16 protein-coding genes are annotated in these 19,436 nt (G+C 59.5%); 7 read left to right on the forward strand and 9 right to left on the reverse strand.

Features of this window, described 5'->3' with window-relative positions; translation table 11 throughout:
* Positions 1-55: 55 nt before the first annotated feature.
* The 4 genes from LOY36_RS05300 (at position 56) to LOY36_RS05315 (ending at position 3,247) form a co-directional block, all read left to right on the forward strand.
* On the forward strand, positions 56-1,408 hold the full coding sequence (locus LOY36_RS05300; protein ID WP_258672494.1) for an HD domain-containing phosphohydrolase: 1,353 nt from the start codon (positions 56-58) through the stop codon (positions 1,406-1,408).
* Between the two features lie 217 nt (positions 1,409-1,625).
* Positions 1,626-2,060: an NUDIX domain-containing protein gene (locus tag LOY36_RS05305; RefSeq protein ID WP_019581570.1), complete on the forward strand. Its 435-nt coding sequence runs from the start codon at positions 1,626-1,628 to the stop codon at positions 2,058-2,060.
* Positions 2,061-2,096: 36 nt separating this feature from the next.
* Complete coding sequence (locus LOY36_RS05310) at positions 2,097-2,735, forward strand: LysE family translocator (protein WP_019581569.1); 639 nt, start codon at positions 2,097-2,099, stop codon at positions 2,733-2,735.
* A gap of 2 nt (positions 2,736-2,737) precedes the next feature.
* Positions 2,738-3,247 (forward strand): GNAT family N-acetyltransferase, encoded by a 510-nt coding sequence (locus tag LOY36_RS05315; protein ID WP_258672496.1) that lies wholly within the window; start codon positions 2,738-2,740, stop codon positions 3,245-3,247.
* 5 nt (positions 3,248-3,252) lie between these two features.
* Here LOY36_RS05315 and metR read toward each other — a convergent pair whose 3' ends face one another.
* Positions 3,253-4,170, reverse strand: coding sequence for a transcriptional regulator MetR (metR, locus tag LOY36_RS05320; RefSeq protein WP_018926627.1), 918 nt, complete (start codon positions 4,168-4,170; stop codon positions 3,253-3,255).
* A 119-nt stretch (positions 4,171-4,289) separates the two neighbouring features.
* Between metR and metE the strand changes: the two genes are divergently transcribed.
* A complete protein-coding gene (metE, locus tag LOY36_RS05325; RefSeq protein ID WP_258674144.1) occupies positions 4,290-6,602 on the forward strand; it encodes a 5-methyltetrahydropteroyltriglutamate--homocysteine S-methyltransferase in 2,313 nt (770 codons plus the stop codon).
* Positions 6,603-6,691: 89 nt separating this feature from the next.
* Here the strand turns inward: metE and LOY36_RS05330 are convergent, their stop codons facing one another.
* On the reverse strand, positions 6,692-9,898 hold the full coding sequence (locus LOY36_RS05330) for a hypothetical protein (protein WP_258672497.1): 3,207 nt from the start codon (positions 9,896-9,898) through the stop codon (positions 6,692-6,694).
* A 252-nt stretch (positions 9,899-10,150) separates the two neighbouring features.
* Between LOY36_RS05330 and LOY36_RS05335 the strand changes: the two genes are divergently transcribed.
* On the forward strand, positions 10,151-11,185 hold the full coding sequence (locus LOY36_RS05335) for an alpha/beta fold hydrolase (protein ID WP_258672498.1): 1,035 nt from the start codon (positions 10,151-10,153) through the stop codon (positions 11,183-11,185).
* Positions 11,186-11,373: 188 nt separating this feature from the next.
* Positions 11,374-12,039, forward strand: coding sequence for a DsbA family oxidoreductase (locus tag LOY36_RS05340; RefSeq protein ID WP_258672499.1), 666 nt, complete (start codon positions 11,374-11,376; stop codon positions 12,037-12,039).
* 191 nt (positions 12,040-12,230) lie between these two features.
* Here the strand turns inward: LOY36_RS05340 and LOY36_RS05345 are convergent, their stop codons facing one another.
* The 7 genes from LOY36_RS05345 to LOY36_RS05375 all read right to left on the reverse strand — a co-directional run bounded on the left by LOY36_RS05345 (position 12,231) and on the right by LOY36_RS05375 (position 19,321).
* Entirely contained in the window at positions 12,231-12,560 is a 330-nt protein-coding gene (locus LOY36_RS05345; RefSeq protein ID WP_176466865.1) for a GlpM family protein, read from the reverse strand.
* A gap of 8 nt (positions 12,561-12,568) precedes the next feature.
* Positions 12,569-13,897, reverse strand: coding sequence for a sigma-54 dependent transcriptional regulator (locus LOY36_RS05350; RefSeq protein ID WP_019651348.1), 1,329 nt, complete (start codon positions 13,895-13,897; stop codon positions 12,569-12,571).
* The gene (locus LOY36_RS05355; protein WP_258672501.1) at positions 13,894-15,795 is read right to left on the reverse strand and encodes a sensor histidine kinase; all 1,902 of its coding nucleotides are present in this window, start codon (positions 15,793-15,795) and stop codon (positions 13,894-13,896) included. The genes LOY36_RS05350 and LOY36_RS05355 overlap by 4 nt, the downstream gene beginning before the upstream one ends.
* Positions 15,796-16,065: 270 nt before the next feature.
* Complete coding sequence (locus LOY36_RS05360) at positions 16,066-16,800, reverse strand: amino acid ABC transporter ATP-binding protein (protein WP_007938941.1); 735 nt, start codon at positions 16,798-16,800, stop codon at positions 16,066-16,068.
* On the reverse strand, positions 16,797-17,468 hold the full coding sequence (locus LOY36_RS05365) for an amino acid ABC transporter permease (RefSeq protein ID WP_258672503.1): 672 nt from the start codon (positions 17,466-17,468) through the stop codon (positions 16,797-16,799). The genes LOY36_RS05360 and LOY36_RS05365 overlap by 4 nt, the downstream gene beginning before the upstream one ends.
* Positions 17,468-18,214: an amino acid ABC transporter permease gene (locus tag LOY36_RS05370; protein ID WP_018926619.1), complete on the reverse strand. Its 747-nt coding sequence runs from the start codon at positions 18,212-18,214 to the stop codon at positions 17,468-17,470. Before LOY36_RS05370 ends, LOY36_RS05365 begins: the two co-directional genes overlap by 1 nt.
* A 192-nt stretch (positions 18,215-18,406) precedes the next feature.
* Positions 18,407-19,321: a glutamate/aspartate ABC transporter substrate-binding protein gene (locus LOY36_RS05375; protein ID WP_258672504.1), complete on the reverse strand. Its 915-nt coding sequence runs from the start codon at positions 19,319-19,321 to the stop codon at positions 18,407-18,409.
* Between the last annotated feature and the right edge of the window lie 115 nt (positions 19,322-19,436).

Genomic DNA, 19,436 nt, shown 5'->3' on the forward strand with positions numbered 1-19,436 from the left:
GAGGAAGTTTTTTCGCGCCTGACATAAAGAGGCTGGTTTCACTTGAGGTATCGCCATGGAAGAGCAGCTCCCCACGACTGTGACCGATAAACCCACGTTACTGCTGGTCGACGATGAGGAGTCGATTCTCAACAGCCTGCGCCGCCTGCTGCGCAGCCAGCCCTACGAGGTGCTGCTGGCCACCAGCGGTGCCCAGGCCCTGGAAATCATGGAGCAGCGGTCGGTCGATCTGGTGATGAGTGACGCGCGAATGCCCAATATGGACGGCGCCACGCTGCTGGCCCACGTCCATCAGCGCTACCCCGACACCACCCGGATCATGTTGACCGGTTATGCCGACCCCTCGGCTATTATCAAAGCCATCAATGAAGGGCAGATCCATCGTTACATCAGCAAGCCCTGGCACGATGAGGAAATGCTGCTGACGCTGCGGCAATCGCTGGCCTATCAGTATTCCGAGCGTGAGCGGTTGCGTCTGGTGCAGGAGACGTGGGACCAGAACGAAAAACTGAAGCTGCTCAACACCACCCTGGAAAAACACGTCGCGGCCCGTACCAGCGAGCTGCAACAGACCGCTGACATGCTGGACCTGGCTTACGAAGAGCTCAAACGCAGCTATGTCACCGGCACGGAAGTGTTTTCGTTGCTGGCCAACCTGCGCCTGCCACCTGCCAAGCAGACCAACCGGCAGATCATCGAACTGGTGCGGGTGTACTGCAAACTCCATCACCTGGACGAAGGCACCAGTCGTGATCTGACCATGGCGGCGGCGCTCTACAACATCGGTAAGTTGAGCTGGACCGACAGCATGATGGGCACGCCTTCGGATCTGCTGCATCACAATGACCGCGAGCGCTATCGGGGTTATCCGAAGCAGAGTGAGTCGCTGCTGATGACGCTCGACCCGATGAAAGATGCCGCGCGGCTGATCCTGCACCACCAGGAGCGTTGGGACGGCAGCGGTTTTCCCGATCGGCTCAAGGGCGAGGCCATTCCGCTCGGTTCGCGGTTGCTGAAACTGGCGGTGGATTTCATCGAGTTGCAGCGCGGGCTGATCCTCGAACGGCAGATGAACAGCGATGAAGCCCTGGTGTATATCCGCCAGTACGCCGGTCGGCTCTATGACCCGGAACTGGTGGAGGATTTCATTAAGGTCTGTGCTGCTTACCTGAGCGATGTGACGCTGGCCGATCCGACGGTCAAGGTGCTGACCACCCGGGACCTGGCGGCGGGCATGATCCTGGCGCGCAACCTGAATGCCGACAACGGCATGCTGCTGCTCAATGCCGGCAAGGTGTTGAACGGGCCGCTGGTGGAGAAACTGATCGCGTTCGAGGCGATGGAAGGTGCCAAGTACAGCATTTTTGTGAAAGTGCCGGAGGAAGTGGCGATTCTCGAGACGAGTTGAGCTTTCAGCACTGATCAACAGTGGGAGCGGCCTGTGGCGAGGGGGCTTGCCCCCGTTTGAGTGCGTAGCACTCACAAGATCTTTGATACATCAGAGACTTTGGGGCTGCTTCGCTGCCCAACGGGGGCAAGCCCCCTCGCCACAATGCTTTTTGGCGTGACGAAAAGCCGGCGCTCATGTGATCCTTGCGCCTTTTACCCAAGGCCAATCCTGATCCATGACGCTTTCATCCACCGCTTCGCCCCGCATCATCCACATTGCCGCTGCCCTGTTGATCGGCCCCGACGGTCGCACCTTGCTGGTGCGCAAGCGCGGCACCCAGGCGTTCATGCAGCCGGGGGGCAAGATCGAGGCTCATGAGCAACCGGTCCACGCCCTCGCCCGTGAGCTGGAGGAGGAGCTGGGACTGGTCATCGATCCGGCGCACGCCACCTACCTGGGGCCATTCTCGGCACCGGCCGCCAACGAGCCGGGTTTTGTCGTACAGGCCGAACTGTTTCAGCTGACTATCGACTCTGACGTTTGCCCGGCGGCGGAAATCGAAGAGGTGCGCTGGATCGACCCGGCTACCGACGGCGATCTCACCCTGGCGCCATTGACACGCGACCTGATCTTGCCGTTTTATCGAGCTTCACTGATCGAAACCGCCTGATTACCCAGACGGTCTGACTTCAAGGACAGGATGCCCATGATTCCACTTCAAGACTTACTGATTTTTGCCGCCGCGGCGTTGCTGATGGTACTCACGCCGGGGCCGAACATGATCTACCTGATCTCCCGTTCCATCTGCCAGGGACGCAAGGCCGGGGTGACGTCATTGCTGGGTGTGGTCGCGGGATTTCTAGTGCACCTGTTCGCTGCCGCAGCGGGTTTGACCGCGGTGTTCATGGCCGTGCCGGTGGCTTACGAGGTGCTGAAGTGGGCCGGTGCGTTGTACCTGCTGTGGCTGGCCTGGCAGGCGGTCAAGCCCGGTGCGCGTTCGCCGTTCGAGGCGCAGCAGTTGCCGGCGGACTCGTCACGCAAATTGATCACGATGGGTTTTCTCACCAGTGCTCTGAACCCGAAGATCGCGGTGTTTTATCTGTCGGTGTTTCCACAGTTCATTTCCCCTGAGCACGGTTCGGTGTTCAACCAGAGCATCATCCTCGGCCTGACCCAGATCAGCGTGAGCTTCAGCGTCAACCTGCTGATCGCGCTGTTCGCCGCAGGCATCGCCTCCTGGTTCGTCAACAACCCGAACTGGCTGGCGATGCAGCGCTATTTCATGGGCTTCGTCCTGTCCGGGCTGGCGGTGCGGTTGATGTTTGAGCAGCGGCGAGTGGCCTGAACATGTGGATTCAGCGGCTTGATGCCAGTCATGCCCTGGATTATCGGGCGCTGATGCTCGAAGCCTACGACTCGCATCCCCAGGCGTTCACTTCCAGCGTGCGCGAGCGCGCCACGATGCCGCTGGGGTGGTGGGAGTCGCGCCTGACCAGCAAGCTGGACCGGGTGCTCGGGGCGTTCGAGGAAGGGGAACTGGCAGGCATCGTCGGCCTGGCCTTCGAGTCTCGGGAAAAGGCCCGGCACAAGGCGACGCTGTTTGGCATGTACGTGACCGGCAAGGTGCGCCAGCGCGGGCTCGGTTATCAACTGGTACAGGCCGCATTGGCTGAAGCGCAGGCCCATGAGGGCCTGAGGCTGATCCAGCTGACCGTCACCGCCGGCAACGAAGCCGCCTTCAGGTTGTATCAGCGCTGCGGCTTCGTGCAATTTGGCCTGGAACCGTTGGCGGTGCGGGTCGGCGAAGACTACTTCGACAAGATCCACATGTGGCGCGAGCTCACCCCTGAGCCTTGATCGTTCTATCGGACGGCACTAACCCCATCCAGCGTCGAAAACGACGTGTCCTTGGCCGTCAGCAAAAAGTCGCGCATGTACGGCGCATCCAGCATGTCGGCGCGGATCCCGGCATACAACGTCGCAAACAATCCTTTCTCCCCCAGTCGCTTGGCCTTCACATAACCCCGTGAACTGTACTCATGCAGCGCCCAATGGGGCATGCCGCAGACACCGCGACCGCTGGCCACCAGTTGCATCATCATCACCGTCAGTTCCGAGGTGCGCACCTGCGCCGGTTCGATGTCGGCCGGCTCCAGGAAGCGGGTGAAGATGTCCAGCCGATCGCGTTCAACCGGGTAGGTGATCAAGGTTTCCGTGAGCAGGTCTTCGGGCACGATGTACGGCTTGCTCGCCAAGCGGTGTTGGTTCGCCACCGCGAGCATGGCTTCGTAGGTGAACAACGGCACGTAAGTGATGCCCACCAGTTCCAGCGGATCGGAGGTCACCACCAGGTCCAGGTCGCCTCGGGCCAGCGCCGGCAGCGGGGCGAAGGAGAAACCCGAGGCCAGGTCCAGCTCGACTTCCGGCCAGGCATCGCGGAACTGGTCGATGGTCGGCATCAGCCACTGGAAGCAACTGTGGCACTCGATCGCCATGTGCAGACGCCCCGCCGTGCCACCGGCCAGCCGTGCAATGTCGCGCTCGGCACTGCGCAGCAACGGCAGGGTGGCGTCGGCCAGTTGCAGCAGGCGCAAACCGGCACTGGTGAAGCGCACCGGTTTGGTCTTGCGCACGAACAGTGGCATGCCCATGCGTTCTTCCAGCTCCTTGAACTGGTGGGACAGCGCCGACTGGGTCAGGTGCAGGCGGTCGGCCGCATCCACCAGGCTGTCGGCTTCGCGCAGGGCGTGCAGGGTTTTCAGGTGACGGATTTCAAGCACCGAGGGCTCCATGAGGAAAACTTGTGATCAACACGAAAAGGTTGAGTTTGTCTCATGTTGGCTGAGCTGTCGACAATAGCAGCATGTTTTACAGCATCCTTTATAGAGAGAAATTCACCATGGCCCTGGCCCACACACTTGGTTTTCCGCGCATCGGTGCCGACCGCGAACTGAAAAAAGCCCTCGAAGCCTACTGGAAGGGCGACCTCGACCAGGACGCATTGAAAAGCGTCGGCCGCCAATTGCGCGCCACCCACTGGCAATTGCAGAAAGACGCTGGCATCGACCTGCTGCCCGTGGGCGACTTCGCCTGGTACGACCAGGTGCTGACTCACTCGTTGACCTTCGGCGTGATCCCCGAGCGTTTCGACAGCGCCAAGGATGAACGCGGCCTGCCGACCCTCGACACCTTGTTCGCCATGGCGCGTGGTGCCACCGCGACCTGCTGCGGCGGCGAACATGCCAAGGCGCAATACGCCCAGGAACTGACCAAGTGGTTCGACACCAACTACCACTACCTGGTCCCGGAATTCAGCGCAGACCAACCATTCAAACTGAGCTGGGAACAATTGTTCGATGAAGTCGAAGAAGCCAAGGCCCTCGGCCACAACGTCAAACCGGTGATCATCGGCCCGCTGACTTACCTGTGGCTGGGCAAAGCCAAAGGCAACGACTTCGACAAGCTCGACCTGCTGGAACGCCTGCTGCCGATCTACGGTGAAATCCTCGGACGCCTCGCCGCCCAAGGCGTGGAGTGGGTGCAGATCGATGAGCCGATCCTGACCCTCGACCTGCCACAGTCCTGGAAAAACGCCTTCGAACGCGCTTACCACATCCTCCAATACTCGCCGCTGAAAAAACTCGTGGCCACCTACTTCAGTGGCCTGGAAGACAACCTCGGGCTGGCCGTCGGCCTGCCTGTACAAGGTTTGCACATTGACGCGGTGCGTTCGCCGGATCAGCTCGGCCAGGTTTTGGATCGACTGCCGACCTACAAGATTCTCTCGGTGGGACTGGTCAACGGCCGCAACGTCTGGCGCTGCGAACTGGAGCAAGCCCTGGCACAACTGCAGTTTGCCCAGGAGCGCTTCGGCGATAACTTGTGGGTCAGCAGTTCCTGCTCGCTGCTGCACAGCCCTGTGGACCTTGCGCATGAAGACAAACTCGACCCCGAACTGAAAAGCTGGCTGGCGTTTGCCGTGCAGAAGTGCGGTGAGATCGCCGTGCTGCGCGATGCCCTGAACGATCCGCAAGCGCCCAAGGTGCAAGCCGCCCTGGCTGAAAGCCGTGCCATTGCGGCCAGCCGCGCCCAATCGCCGCGTATCCACAAGGCGGATGTTCAGGCCCGCATCAACGCCATCGGCGCGGCAGACAGCCAACGCCATTCGCCGTTTGCCAAACGGATCGAGCAGCAGCGTGCGCGCTTGCAGCTGCCGGCATTCCCGACGACCACCATCGGCTCGTTCCCGCAAACCGGTTCGATCCGCCTGGCTCGTCAGGCCTTCAAGCAAGGCAAACTCTCGGCCAACGATTACACCGATGCCATGCACAGCGAAATCCGCCACGCCGTGCAAATCCAGGAACGCCTGGGGCTGGACGTGCTGGTGCACGGTGAAGCCGAACGCAACGACATGGTCGAGTACTTCGCCGAACAGCTTGAGGGGTATGCCTTCACCCGGTTCGGCTGGGTCCAGAGCTACGGTTCGCGCTGCGTCAAACCGGCGATCATCTACGGCGACCTGAGCCGCCCAAACGCCATGACCGTCGACTGGATCACCTATGCTCAGAGCCTGACCGACAAGGTCATGAAAGGCATGCTCACCGGTCCCGTGACCATGCTGATGTGGTCATTCCCACGTGAAGACGTCTCGCGCAAAATCCAGGCGCAACAGTTGGCGTTGGCCCTGCGTGATGAAGTGGTCGACCTGGAAGCTGCCGGCATCAAGATCGTGCAGATCGACGAAGCCGCGTTCCGCGAAGGCCTGCCGCTACGCCGGGCGCAATGGCAGGAATACCTCGACTGGGCGGTGGAAGCGTTCCGCCTGAGTGCATCGGGTGTGCGTGACGAAACCCAGATCCACACCCACATGTGCTACAGCGAATTCAACGACGTAATCGAGTCCATCGCCGCCATGGACGCCGACGTAATCACCATCGAAACTTCGCGCTCGGACATGGAATTGCTGGAGGCCTTCGAAGCCTTCGACTACCCGAACGACATCGGCCCGGGCGTCTACGACATCCACTCGCCACGGGTGCCGGACACGGCCGAGATGGTCAAGTTGATAAGCAAAGCGGTGAAGCGCATTCCGGCCGAGCGGTTGTGGGTAAACCCCGATTGCGGGTTGAAGACCCGGGCGTGGCCGGAGACCGAGGCGGCGTTAGTGAACATGGTGGCGGCGGCGCGGCAGTTGCGGAGTCAGTTGGCTTAAGGACGCAGCAGGCTCTCTCCAACATTAAACGGGGCCGTGCGCAGTGATATTCGCTGGGCACGGCCCTACTGTTTTGGTGAGACTTCGGTCTAGCCATAGGTCACCGACTGAGTGAAGACTTTTGAGATTGGATAATTCCCGTATATCCCTTGAACACTGATTTGGTATACGCCCGAACCCACTCCAAATAGTCCCGACTGCCAGAATCCATTTGCACCTACGTAAATTCGGTCTAGAACGATCCCTCCATTAAGCAGTACCCGCACCTGGGTGCCGGGGGCGGCAACGCCATTGATACTGATGCCATAGGTTGTGGTGCGCTCGTTGTCATACAGGTTCTGACCTCTGGCATTAAGTGCCAGCAAGATATGGGGTGTGATGGGCTGAGGTTGAGGCGCCAGGACACTGAACGTCCATAGGTTCGAGGGCTTCCCGTCAGGTTGCACTTGAACGGTCAGCCGATGAAACGACGAGGCCGTCACGGTGAAGGTGTAACTCCAGTTGCCGTTGGCGGGCACTTTGAATGTGCCGATGGGTTTCGGGACATTATCGTTTTGGAGCAGTGTAAGTGTGCTACCCGGTTTACCCGTGCCGGACAACGTCACACGATTGGTTTTGGTGCTGCCGCCGTTGAGAATCCGAGCGCCTGTGTTGGCATCGATCGCTTTCTTGATGAGCAGACTCCGTGTCTTGTTCAGGATGGTTAATTCACGAACAGGGAAAAACGTGTCGACACCACCCTTATCGCTGAAGTTTGCAATCGATAATCCCATCGCCTGGGAGCCATCCTTGAACAGCTCCAGTTGTTGACGGTTAATGACACCGCTCAACCCACTTTTCACATGATCCGCAGTAATCACGCCATCGAACAACATGATGAGGTGATCAGTCTCGGCCGCATTGCTTCCACCCAAGGCTACGCGCATTCGCGTCCCGACAGCGATAAACAGCCAGGGCGCCAGACTCCAGCGCGCATCGCCTTCAAACGTACTGAGGTCCAGCGTCTTGTGATCCGGCGCTTGTGCAATGCTCAGGCTCGGAAAGACGATGGCTTCATCGGGTATCGCGGTGACTTCATAGGTGGTGACGCCGGAGAATTGGTCAGGTAGTCCAGGCTGCGAAACACGGTAGTAGAGCTTCATACTGTGGCGGAGGTTGGCGGGTACGGTCATCAGTCGCAAGCTGATTCGCAGCGTGCCGCTGGCATTCCCTTGTTGCGTTGGCACGACCGGGCTACCAAAGCCCGAGCGCCCAGCGACGATTAACGTGACTTTATGGACGGTGGACATGCCCTCGTAGGCGATCTCGACAGTCGTGCTTTTTTCGGTGTGCCGCGGATTGATTAGGTTACCAGCAGGTACTTCAACAAGTGTCGGAGGGGCAAGTCCCAGAGCCACATTCCCAATGAGCAATACCAGTTCGGTTGCCGTCAGCGGCAGTGCCCGGTTGCGTTCAATGTGCCAGTCGATACGGATGACCTGGTGTTTCAGCGAGTCGATCAGTTCGAATGCCAATCTGAACTCAATGTCTTTACCGATGTGAGCGGCGGTAATCGGTAGCGAGTCGACCCAGACAAGTCTGTCATCAGCGGTCCACACCTGGAGGTAAACCGTGTCGCCAACCTGGGTATGGGCCTTTGCCGGGCAAATGGCCGGCGTGCCGAAAGGAATGTCCTTGGGATCGAGTACACCGTTTACATCCTTGCCGACATCGACGACACCCAAGGTGTTTTTGACGGGGCCGATGTGCAAAAGCAACGCATGAGATTCCAGAGGGGCGAGGTGATTTCCCCCGGTTACAGTGTAGGTAACCCGGAATGTGCCACTCCGGTACGTGTCAAAGTGCCTCGTATCGATCTCGAACGGCACGACGGTTCCCACTCCTGGAATCACCATCGATCGCGTGACAAATCGCTCAAAGGTTTGCAGGCGAGTGGTGCCGCCTGCGCTCGTACTCAGACAGGTCAACGTTACCTTATCGCCAATTTCCAGCCCCTTGATGTCCGGGCCGACATACACCACCGTCTCTGCAAGGTCTGGCGACAGTTCGCCGCCATGGGCCTGAGGGGCTGTAGGGGCGGGACCGCGATATTTTTCGCCGACCAGCTCCAGAAAATAGGAGAAGGACGGGGTGCGCTCCTCTACACCCGACACCTTTCTTATACGTTCGTAGTAGAGCTCTATAGTTGCCGGTGCCAGATTTTTCACTGTTTCGTAAGGTACCTCGATCACGAGGGTGCCTCTTTTGTAATCAAACGGACCATAGGATCGGGTGACTCCGGTCGTGGGGTCGTAGAGAAAGCATTCCACTTTATCTCCAGCGACGGCATCGGCGCGTTCCACGAAGATTTCGACTTTCATGGAGGCCTGGTCGAGGTGGTCGAGGTGGAGAACATCTTTTATTGAACCAGGCACTGAAGGTGCTTCTAGATAGGTAACTTCCGGAATCAGCGTTCCTTTACCTGTTTCGGACGTGAGGCTGCTGTTGTGTACCTGGTCACGGATTTTGTAACGCACCAACAACGGGTCAGCGGGACCGATTCGCTTGAGGATGGCAGACGACACGAACATCACAACGTTCTGGCCCACCTCATCATTCTTGAGGGTGTATTCGACGATTTGATTGCCGATCGTCAGGGTAATAACGTCACCGACGGTCATGATTGGCCAGGCAGGAACAATGACTTTAATCCCAGCCTCTACCATCGCCTGATCGATAATCGATGGGAACTCAGGGGCTTGCAAAGGCACTCGTTCGCTGGAGTTGCCCGTCGGATCGAGGCTGTCCGGGAAGGTCGGCTTGAACCATACGACGATTCCGTCCGAGGGTTCGGGACCATTGCCACTGGTGCGCTCGACGGTGTACCACATCCAGTGGATGCCCGGTCTTTCAACGGCGGCTCTGGGAATGAAACCGACTATGTCCTGGCTGTCGTGATCGGAAGGGACCACGACTGTCTTGATCAGGGTTCCTTCCTCTGTCGGATCCGGGACCTGGCCCGGCTCAAGGCGTTTGCCCATGTACAGCCGTATCGTGTCTTGCGCCGCCATCAATTTGTAGGAGATGAAGAGAATCCACCAGCCAATTCCGGCGCCAGCCGTTTCGTCAGCGTTGACCCCGTACGATGCCACGGGATAGTCGACCTTGTGCCAGCCAGGAATCAGGGCAGGAAACAGATTGAGTATTCCATCCAGCGTAAATACCCCCTCTGACTTTATCTCGGCGAAAAGATCGACCGGTTGCAGCGGGCTTTCTATTTGCAGTGCGGCCAACTGTTCGGCTGTAAAAACGCTCATAGCATGCTCCGATTTTGAGATGGTGCCTGAACAGCTGCGGCATTGGTGCGTCAGAGGATTGAAGTCTCTAAGCTGGAGGCTGGCTACTGTCAGAAATAACAGGTACGGGGTGTTTTCCGATGAGTGGTAGATTTCTCATGCTCCACGACCGCTCGGCACTCTTCATCAAACTGTCACGTAACTGTGGCAGCGCGCTTGAACAAACTTCATCAGACTCGCGCTCTACTGGGGTTCTGCGTTTCGGTGTTTTTCATGCGTGCACGATTTTTATCCACAGCGGTCTTTCTGATCGCTGTGTTGTTCAATTTCCCGTCTTTGGCGGCGTCTCGTTGCGATGTCAATGTTCCGACCGAACGGGTCGATCTGGATCAGGTGAGTCTGGCGTACCAGAGCATCGGCCGTGCGTCCGACCCTGCGTTGTTGCTGGTGATGGGCCTGGGCGGGCAGTTGATTCACTGGCCGGACGAAGTGGTGGTCGCGTTGTGTCAGCAGGGTTTCCGGGTGATTCGTTATGACAATCGTGATGTCGGCCTGTCCACTTGGCGCCAGGCGCCGGTTGAGGCCAACCTGACGTTCGAAGTGCTGCGCTACAAGCTCGGTTTGCCGGTGGCCGCACCTTATACGCTGACGGACATGGCCGATGATGCACTGGGGTTGATGGACGCGTTGCACGTCGAGCAATTCCACGTTTTGGGCGCGAGTATGGGTGGCATGATTGCCCAGCATATGGCAGCGATGGCGCCGCAGCGGGTCGAGAGCCTGACGCTGTTGATGACCAGTTCGGGGGCCGAAGGCTTGCCGGCGCCGAGTGCGGCGCTGGTGCAGTTGCTCGCGCGACGCGGCGCGCCGAATCGTGAAGTGGCGCTGGAACAACAGGCTGATCTGCTGGCGGCGCTGGGCAGTCCGTCGGTCACTGATGATCGGCAAGCGTTGCTGCATCAAGCGGCGCTGTCTTATGACCGGGCGTTTAACCCCGAGGGCGTGAAGCGCCAGATCATGGCGATCCTTGCCGAGCGCAGTCGTGTGGATCTGCTCAACCAACTTCGCGTGCCGACGCTGGTGGTTCACGGCACCGCCGATCCATTGTTGCCGGTGATGCATGGCGTACACCTGGCGGCACACATTCGTGGCAGTCAGTTGAAGTTGATTCCGGGGCTGGCCCATCGATTTCAGGAGGCGTTCAAGGCGCCATTGCTGGCGGCGGTGTTACCGTATTTGCAGGCCCACCGCGAAGATACTTCGCACTGGGCACAGATTGATCCGGTGGTTGAGCACAACCTTCTCTGACACTTGAAGCCAATGTGGAGTCCCTGATACCCCCATGTAGGAGCTGCCGAAGGCTGCGATCTTTTGATCTTGATCTTCAGCGATCTGGAAGAAGATCAGGATCAAGGTCAAAAGATCGCAGCCTTCGGCAGCTCCTACGGGTGTATCGTTCGAATTTTGCGGCATGATTCAAGTCTGCGAGGTGAGCGATGAGTACCCCCCTGAAAATCGATTTCGTCAGCGACGTGTCCTGCCCCTGGTGCGTCGTCGGCCTGTACGGCTTGACCAGGGCCCTGGATTTGCTGGGTGACGAAGTCCAGGCCGAGATCCGTTTCCAGCCATTCGAACTGAACCCGAAGATGGGCCCCGAAGGGCAGAACATCACCGAACACATCACCGAAAAATACGGCTCGACGCCTGAACAGTCGCAGAAGAACCGCGAAATGATCCGCGCGCGCGGCGCCGAGGTCGGGTTTGCCTTTCGCACGGACGGCAACAGCCGCATCTACAACACCTTCGATGCTCATCGCTTGCTGCATTGGGCGGGGCTGGAAGGGTTGCAGCTCAACCTCAAAGAGGCGTTGTTCAAGGCGTATTTCACTGAGGGCGGCAATCCGTCCGATCACGGGCAATTGGTACAGATCGCCGAAAGCGTCGGGCTGGACCGGCAGCGGGCTGAGGCGATTCTGGCTTCGGACGAATTCGCCAAAGAGGTTCGCGAGGAAGAACAGTTGTGGTTGTCGCGCGGCGTGAGTTCAGTGCCGACGGTGGTGTTCAACGGGCAGTACGCCGTCACTGGCGGGCAGCCGGTGGAGGCGTTTGTTGGCGCGATACGGCAGATCATGAGCGAAGAAAAAGGTGGACGCGTGGACTGATCGCGGTCGCGGAGCGCTTTTGTGGCGAGGGAGCTTGCTCCCGCTGGGCTGCGAAGCAGCCCCAATAACAGCGACTGTTTCCGTCAGAGATACCAGGTACACCGGTTTTGCGGCTGCTGCGCACCCGAGCGGGAGCAAGCTCCCTCGCCACAGTTCACAGTTCACAAGTCACAGATTTCAAGGAAAGGGGGTTAGCCGTGCAGGCGCACCCACACGCTGACCAGCACCGTCGCCGCCATCAACCACGCCACTGCCGCCACCGCTAGCGAAGCCTCCAGCCGCATCCGGTCGACCATCACATACAAGGTCGCCAGATAGACGAAGTACGGAATGATCGACCACATGCCAAACACGATGGTGGTCTTCAGGTCATCCAGTGAACGTCCTTTGCCGACAATGTAGTGAGCGATCAGCGCAAAGGTCGGAAACAGCGGCACCAGGCCTGCGATGTAATAGTTTTTGGTCTTGGCCAGCATGGCGAGGATCACCACTACCGCCGCGCCCAGGGTTGCTTTGAAAATCAGGTCCATCAGTGGCTCAGCCCGTATTTCTTCACTTTGTCGAACAGCGTGGTCTTGGCCATTCCCAGCTCCTGGCTGGCTTGGGTCAGGTTGCCGCCGCTGCGCTGCAAGGCATCGCTGAGCAGGTTGCGTTCGAAAGCTTCCACCGCTTCGGCGAAGGCCAGGCCCTGATTGCTGCCGCTGGCGCCGGTCTTCTTGAAGGCCGGCAGGCCGAGGGCGAAGCGTTCGGCGACGTTGCGCAGTTCGCGCACGTTGCCTGGCCAGTCGTGGCTCATCAGAATCGACACGGTCTGGTTGTCCAGTTCAGGCAGCGAGCGGTCGAAGCGCAGGGATGACTGCTGCAAAAAGTGCTCGAACAATTGCAGGATGTCTTCGCGGCGTTCGCGCAGCGGTGGCAGTTCCAGGGTGACCACGTTCAGGCGGTAATACAGGTCGCTGCGAAACTCGCCAGCCTTGCTCGACTCATCCAGATCGGACTTGGTCGCGGCGATCACCCGGCAATCCACCGCCACGCTCTGGTTCGAACCCAGGCGTTCGAGGGTGCGTTCCTGCAGCACCCGCAGCAGTTTGATCTGCAACGGCAGCGGCATGCTTTCCACTTCGTCGAGGAACAGCGTGCCACCATCGGCGTGTTCGATCTTGCCGATCCGCCGTTTGCCGGCACCGGTGAAAGCGTTGGCCTCGTGGCCGAAGATTTCGCTTTCGAACAGATTCTCCGGCAGGCCACCGCAGTTCAGCGCGACGAACTGTTTGCTGTGCCGGCGGCTGAAGTCGTGCAGGCAGCGCGCAACCAGTTCCTTGCCGGTGCCGGTCTCGCCTTCGATCAGCACGTTGGCCGACGTATCGGCGACGTTGGCGATCAGTTCCCGCAGGTTTTGCATGGCCGGCGAGCGACCGATGATCCGGCCTTCGAGGGAATCACGCTCGAACAGTTGTCGACGTAACGAGGTGACTTCCCGCGCCAGGCTGCGTTGCTCCAGCGCGCGGCGGGCGACGTCCACCAGGCGTTCGGGGGAGAAAGGTTTCTCCATGAAGTCGTAGGCGCCTTTCTGCATCGCGCCGACGGCCATCGAGATGTCGCCGTGGCCGGTAATCAGCACCACCGGCAGGCTGCGATCACGGGCCTTGAGCCGGGTCAGCAGTTCCAGGCCATCGATGCCCGGCAGGCGGATGTCGCTGATGACGATGCCGGCGAAGTTATCGCCCACCCGCTCCAGCGCTTCTTCGGCGCTGCCGACGCCGATGCAGGGAATGTCTTCGAGCGTCAGTGCCTGTTGGCAACCGAGCAGCACATGGGGGTCGTCTTCGACGATCAGCACACTAAGGTCGTTGTTCATATTGGCTCGGCGGGAGTGGGGCTTACCAACGGTAAACTGAGGACGAAGGTGGTGCCACCGCTGGCCGGGTGTTCGACACCCAGATGCCCGCCCGTGGCGGCTGCCAGGCTCGCCGACAGGGTCAGGCCGAGGCCCAGGCCCTGTTCGCCGGGTTTGGTGGTGAAGAACGGTTCGAACAGATGCTTGCGTGCTTCGGCATCGATGCCGTGGCCGTTGTCGCGCACCCGCAGGCGATACTTGCCGTCGTATTCCTCGCCTTCGAGCCACAACGTCGGTTGGGGCTGCGACTGCATGGCATCGAGCGCGTTGCCGATCAGGTTGACCAGGATCTGCTCCAGACGGGTCTGGTCGATCTGCACCTGCACGTCGGCAAAGTCGCGATGCAATTGCAACGGCACGTTCTCCATCCGGCTGCCCAGCAATTGCAGGGCGGCGTCCACGCCTTTGCCGAGGCTGGCCTGGCCTTGGTCATCGCCACGCCGGGCGAAAGAACGCAGGCTGGCGGTAATCCGGCCCATGCGGTCGATCAGTTCATTGATGGTCTTGAGATTGGTGCTGGCTACATCCAGCTGACCGCGCTCCAGAAAGCGCACGGTATTGCCGGACAAGGTCCGCAAGGCTGCCAGCGGTTGGTTCAATTCGTGGGCGATGCTGGTGGACATCTGGCCGATGGCCGCCAGTTTGCCGGCCTGGACCAGTTCATCCTGAGCGCGGCGCAAGGTTTCTTCAGCCTGTCGACGCTCACGAATCTGCCCCTTGAGCCGTTCGTTGCTGGCACGCAGGTCAGTGGTGCGTTCGGTAATCCGACGCTCCAGTTGATTGTTGGCTTCCTGCAAGGCTTCCCGCGCCGCGAGGCGGGTGGCGATCACTTTGCGCCGCTCGTTCCAGGCGATCAGCAGGAAGGCCACCAGGGCAAACGCCACCGCCACCAGAATCCCCTGATTGATCGCTTCACGCCGCAGGTCTTGCAGGGGCGTGAGCAGGGTGAAATTCCACGGGGTGTCGCTCAGCGGCCGGGTTTGCGACAGGTAGCTGATGTTCTCTTCATCGGACACCAGTTCGCTGTTGGCGGGGAAGGTCAGTTTTTCCTCGCCTTCAGCCAGTTTCTCTCGGGCCAGCGGTTGCAGTTCATTCAGCGGATACCAGTAGTACTGAAGGCTGCGGGCCAGGCGTTCCTTGGTGTCGTCACTCAACGGCAGCACCGACTTGAGCCGCCGCGCCGGATCGCTGGAGAGAATGATGATGCCGTTCTCGTCGCTGACGAACGCTTCCAGGCGCGCGCGCTGCCAGCGTTCTTCCATGGCTTCAAGGCGCACCTTGACCACCGCGACGCCGGTGATCTTGCCGTGTTCCTCCAGGCCATGAGCCAGGTAATAGCCAGGTTCGCCGCTGGTGCTGCCGATGCCGTAGAACCGCCCCGGCTGGCCGCGCACGGCGTTCTGGAAGTAGGCGCGGAAGGACAGGTCTTCGCCCAGATAACTGTCGACATCGCGCCAGTTGCTGGTGGCCAGTACGCGGCCGGTGGTGTCCATCACATAAATGGCCCGACTGCGGCTGCGCCGGTTCAGGCCTTCGAGGTATTCGTTGACCGTCTGCCGGTGTTCCGGCGACGGGTCGGCCAGCAGCTTGGAAACACTCGATTCGAGTTCCAGCAGGCTGGGCAGGTAGGTGTATTTGCTGATCTCGCTTTCGACGGCGCGCGCGTGCAGTTCCAGCTGACGCTGGCCGTTCTCGCTGAGGCTGCGAATGCCATAGTGTTCACTGACCCAGAAGCCGATGTAACCCAATCCGATCATCAGGGCGATGATCAGCGGCGGCAGGAACAGATGGCGAATCAAACGGGGTTTCACGGCGAGTGATGGCGGCGCGGCGCGATAGAGAGTGGAGTCGCATTTCATCACAGATGCCTTGGGTCAACCACAACACAAATATCCATATCCCCACGGGTTCTGTGGGAGTTGCTGTGTGGCGAGGGGGCTTTTGTGGCGAGGGGGCTTGCCCCCGTTGGGTCGCGAAGCGGCCCCAATATCTGGATTCGGGTTGTATCTGACAATCCGAGTATTCAGGTATTGGGACGGCTACGCAGTCCAACGGGGGCAAGCACCCTCGCCACAGCAGCCCCCTCGCCACAAAAGCCCGCTCCCACAGGGGGAGCGGTGTCTTCCTTCTTAGTGCTGCAGAATCTTCTCGAGGAAATGCTGCGCGCGCTCGGAGCGGGCGTTGATATCACCGAAGAATTCTTCTTTCTTGCAGTCTTCGATAATCTTGCCGGCGTCCATGAAGATCACCCGGTCCGCGACCTTGCGGGCGAAGCCCATTTCGTGGGTCACGCACATCATGGTCATGCCTTCGTGGGCCAGTTGCACCATCACGTCGAGTACTTCGTTGACCATTTCCGGGTCCAGCGCCGAGGTCGGTTCGTCGAACAGCATGACGATCGGGTCCATCGCCAGCGCACGGGCAATCGCCACACGCTGTTGCTGGCCACCGGAAAGCTGGCCAGGATGCTTATGCGCATGGGCAGACAGGCCGACGCGCTCAAGCAGTTGCAGGCCTTTCTTGGTGGCTTCTTCCTTGCTGCGGCCCAACACCTTGATCTGCGCGATGGTCAGGTTTTCGGTGATGGTCAGGTGCGGGAACAGTTCGAAATGCTGGAACACCATGCCCACGCGCGAGCGCAGTTTCGGCAGATTGGTCTTCGGGTCGGCGATGGAGGTGCCGTCGACCACGATGTCACCTTTCTGGAACGGTTCCAGGGCGTTGACGCACTTGATCAGGGTGGATTTGCCGGAACCGGACGGCCCGCACACCACAATCACTTCGCCTTTTTTGACCTCGGTGCTGCAATCAGTCAGTACCTGGAAGTCCCCATACCACTTGTTGACGTTCTTGATAGAGATCATACGGCGAACCTTTTTTGCAGACGCTTGACCAGCTGCGAGGCGGCAAAGCTGATGATGAAGTACGTGAGACCTGCGAAGATCAGGAACTCATTGGAGCGGCCGATGATGTCACCACTGGCACGCGAGGCATTGAGGAAGTCCACCAGGCCAACCGCGTAGACCAGCGAGGTGTCCTGAAACAGGATGATGCTCTGTTGCAACAGCAGCGGGGTCATCTTGCGGAACGCTTGCGGCAGGATGATCAACCGCATCATCTGGCCATACGTCATGCCCAGGGCCTGGGCAGCGCCCATCTGGCCCTTGGGAATCGACTGCACACCAGCCCGGACGATTTCGCAGAAGTACGCGGCTTCGAACATCATGAACGCCACGATGCACGAGGCGAACGCGCCGATCGGGGTGTCTTCTCCGGTGATCCAGCGCAGTACGAACGGCACCGCCAGGTAGAACCAGGTGATGACCAGCAGCAGCGGAATCGAGCGGAAATAGTTAACGTAGGCGCCGGCAATGTTCGACAGCAGTTTGCTGTGGGACAGGCGCATCAACGCGAGGATCGTGCCGAGGATGATCCCGCCGCTCACGCCCAGGGCCATCAGCTGGAGGGTCATGACCATGCCGTTCCACATGCCCGGCAGGGACGGAATGATGCCCGAGAAGTCGAATTCCATCATTTACCCCCTACGGAAATCAGGCCCGGTACGGCGACTTTCTTCTCGACCGCGCGCATCAGCAGCATCAGGCTCATGTTCAGCGTGAAGTAGATCAGCGTGGCCAGGGTGAAGGCTTCGAACAGGTTGGCGGAGAACTCGGCGGTCTGTTTGGTCTGCGCGAGCAGCTCCATCAGGCCAATCAGCGACGCGACGGAGGAGTTCTTGAACACGTTCAGGAATTCCGAGGTAAGCGGCGGAATGATGATGCGATAAGCCTGGGGCAGCAGCACGTTCCAGTAGATCTGCGGCAGCTTGAAACCCATGGCGCGGGCAGCGGATTCCTGGCCGCGGGGCAGCGCCTGGATACCGGTGCGCACTTGTTCACAAACGCGAGCCGTGGTGAACAGGCCCAGGCACACGACGACGCTGAGGAAGGCCGAGGTGGTCGGGTTCAGGTCCTGCTTGTACCAGTCCTGCAGGTTTTGCGGCAGCAGGTCGGGCACCAGGAAGTACCAGATGAACAGCTGAACCAGCAGCGGCACGTTACGGAAAAGTTCGACGTAGCAGGTCGCGATGCCCGATACGATGCGATTCGGCACCGTGCGCATGACGCCCAGGATCGAGCCCAGCAGCAGCGCGATGATCCAGGCGGCGACGGCGATGGCGATGGTCCAGCCCAAACCGGAGAGGTACCAGTCGAAATAAATTTCGCTACCCACGCCGGTGGACTTGAAGAACACGCCCCAGTCCCAGTTGTAATTCATTAGGGTCTCCCCTCGGATTCGATCGATGTACAAGTGCCCGCCTGGGGAAGCTCCGTTCCCGCCTGAGCATGACGCACAGGCACACGCGAACGGCTCGACAGCCACCGGTTCGAGTGTTTCCAAAAATGCCAGCAGGGAGTGACAACCCCTGAAAGGGCAGAGGCCTTTTCAGGGGATAAGGTTAGTCAGAAATCAGGATTTCTTTTCGTCAGCCGCTTTGTCGGTCGGATTGGCGAACAGGGCCTTGAGCTCGGGGCTCATCGGGAACATCAGATTCAGGCCTTTTGGTGGAATCGGCGACTGGAACCATCTGTCGTAGATCTTGTTGATCTCGCCCGACTTGTAGGTCGCGATGATTGCGTCGTCGACGGCTTTCTTGAATGGCGCGTCGCCCTTGCGAACCATGCAGCCGTAGATTTCGAAGGACTGTGGTGTGCCGGTCACGGCCCAGTCATCCGGCTTCTTGGCCTTGGCCATTTCACCGGCCAGCAAGGCGTCGTCCATCATGAAGGCCACGGCACGGCCGGTTTCCAGCATCTGGAAGGATTCGCCATGGTCTTTGGCGGAGATCACGTTCATGCCCATCTGCTTGTCGGCGTTCATCGACTTGAGGATGCGCTCGGACGTGGTGCCGGCGGTGGTCACGACGTTCTTGCCTTTCAGATCGGCGAAGTCTTTGTAAGGCGAGTCTTTCTTGGTCAGCAGCTTGGTGCCGATTTCGAAGATGCCGACGGAGAAGTCAACTTGTTGCTGACGCTCGACGTTGTTGGTGGTGGAACCGCACTCGACGTCCACGGTGCCGTTCTGCACCAGCGGGATACGGGTTTGCGAGGTCACCAGGTTGTATTTGACCTGGAGGTTGGGCATGTCCAGGTCTTTCTTGATGGCTTCGACGATTTTCAGCTGGATATCGTGGGAGTAGCCAACCGGTTTGCCGGAAGCGTCCGCGATATAGGAAAACGGAATGGAAGCGTCACGATGCCCGAGGGTGATGGTGCCGGACTCTTTGATCTTCTTCAGTGTGCCGGTGAGTTCGGCGGCGAAAACTGGAGTGCTAATCAGAGCGGCAGCAATGGCTGCGCCCAGGAGATGGGGAACGATGCGCATCAAATTTTCCTCGACATTGTTTTTATATGGAGCCAGTTCATCGGCCCTTTTTGGTGCTTCGAATGCCTGACGGCTCTTGAAGGAGTAGCACAACAAACATTCGTCCGAGAGTGTA

The organism is Pseudomonas sp. B21-019, from assembly GCF_024749225.1.
Classification (GTDB): Bacteria; Pseudomonadota; Gammaproteobacteria; order Pseudomonadales; family Pseudomonadaceae; genus Aquipseudomonas.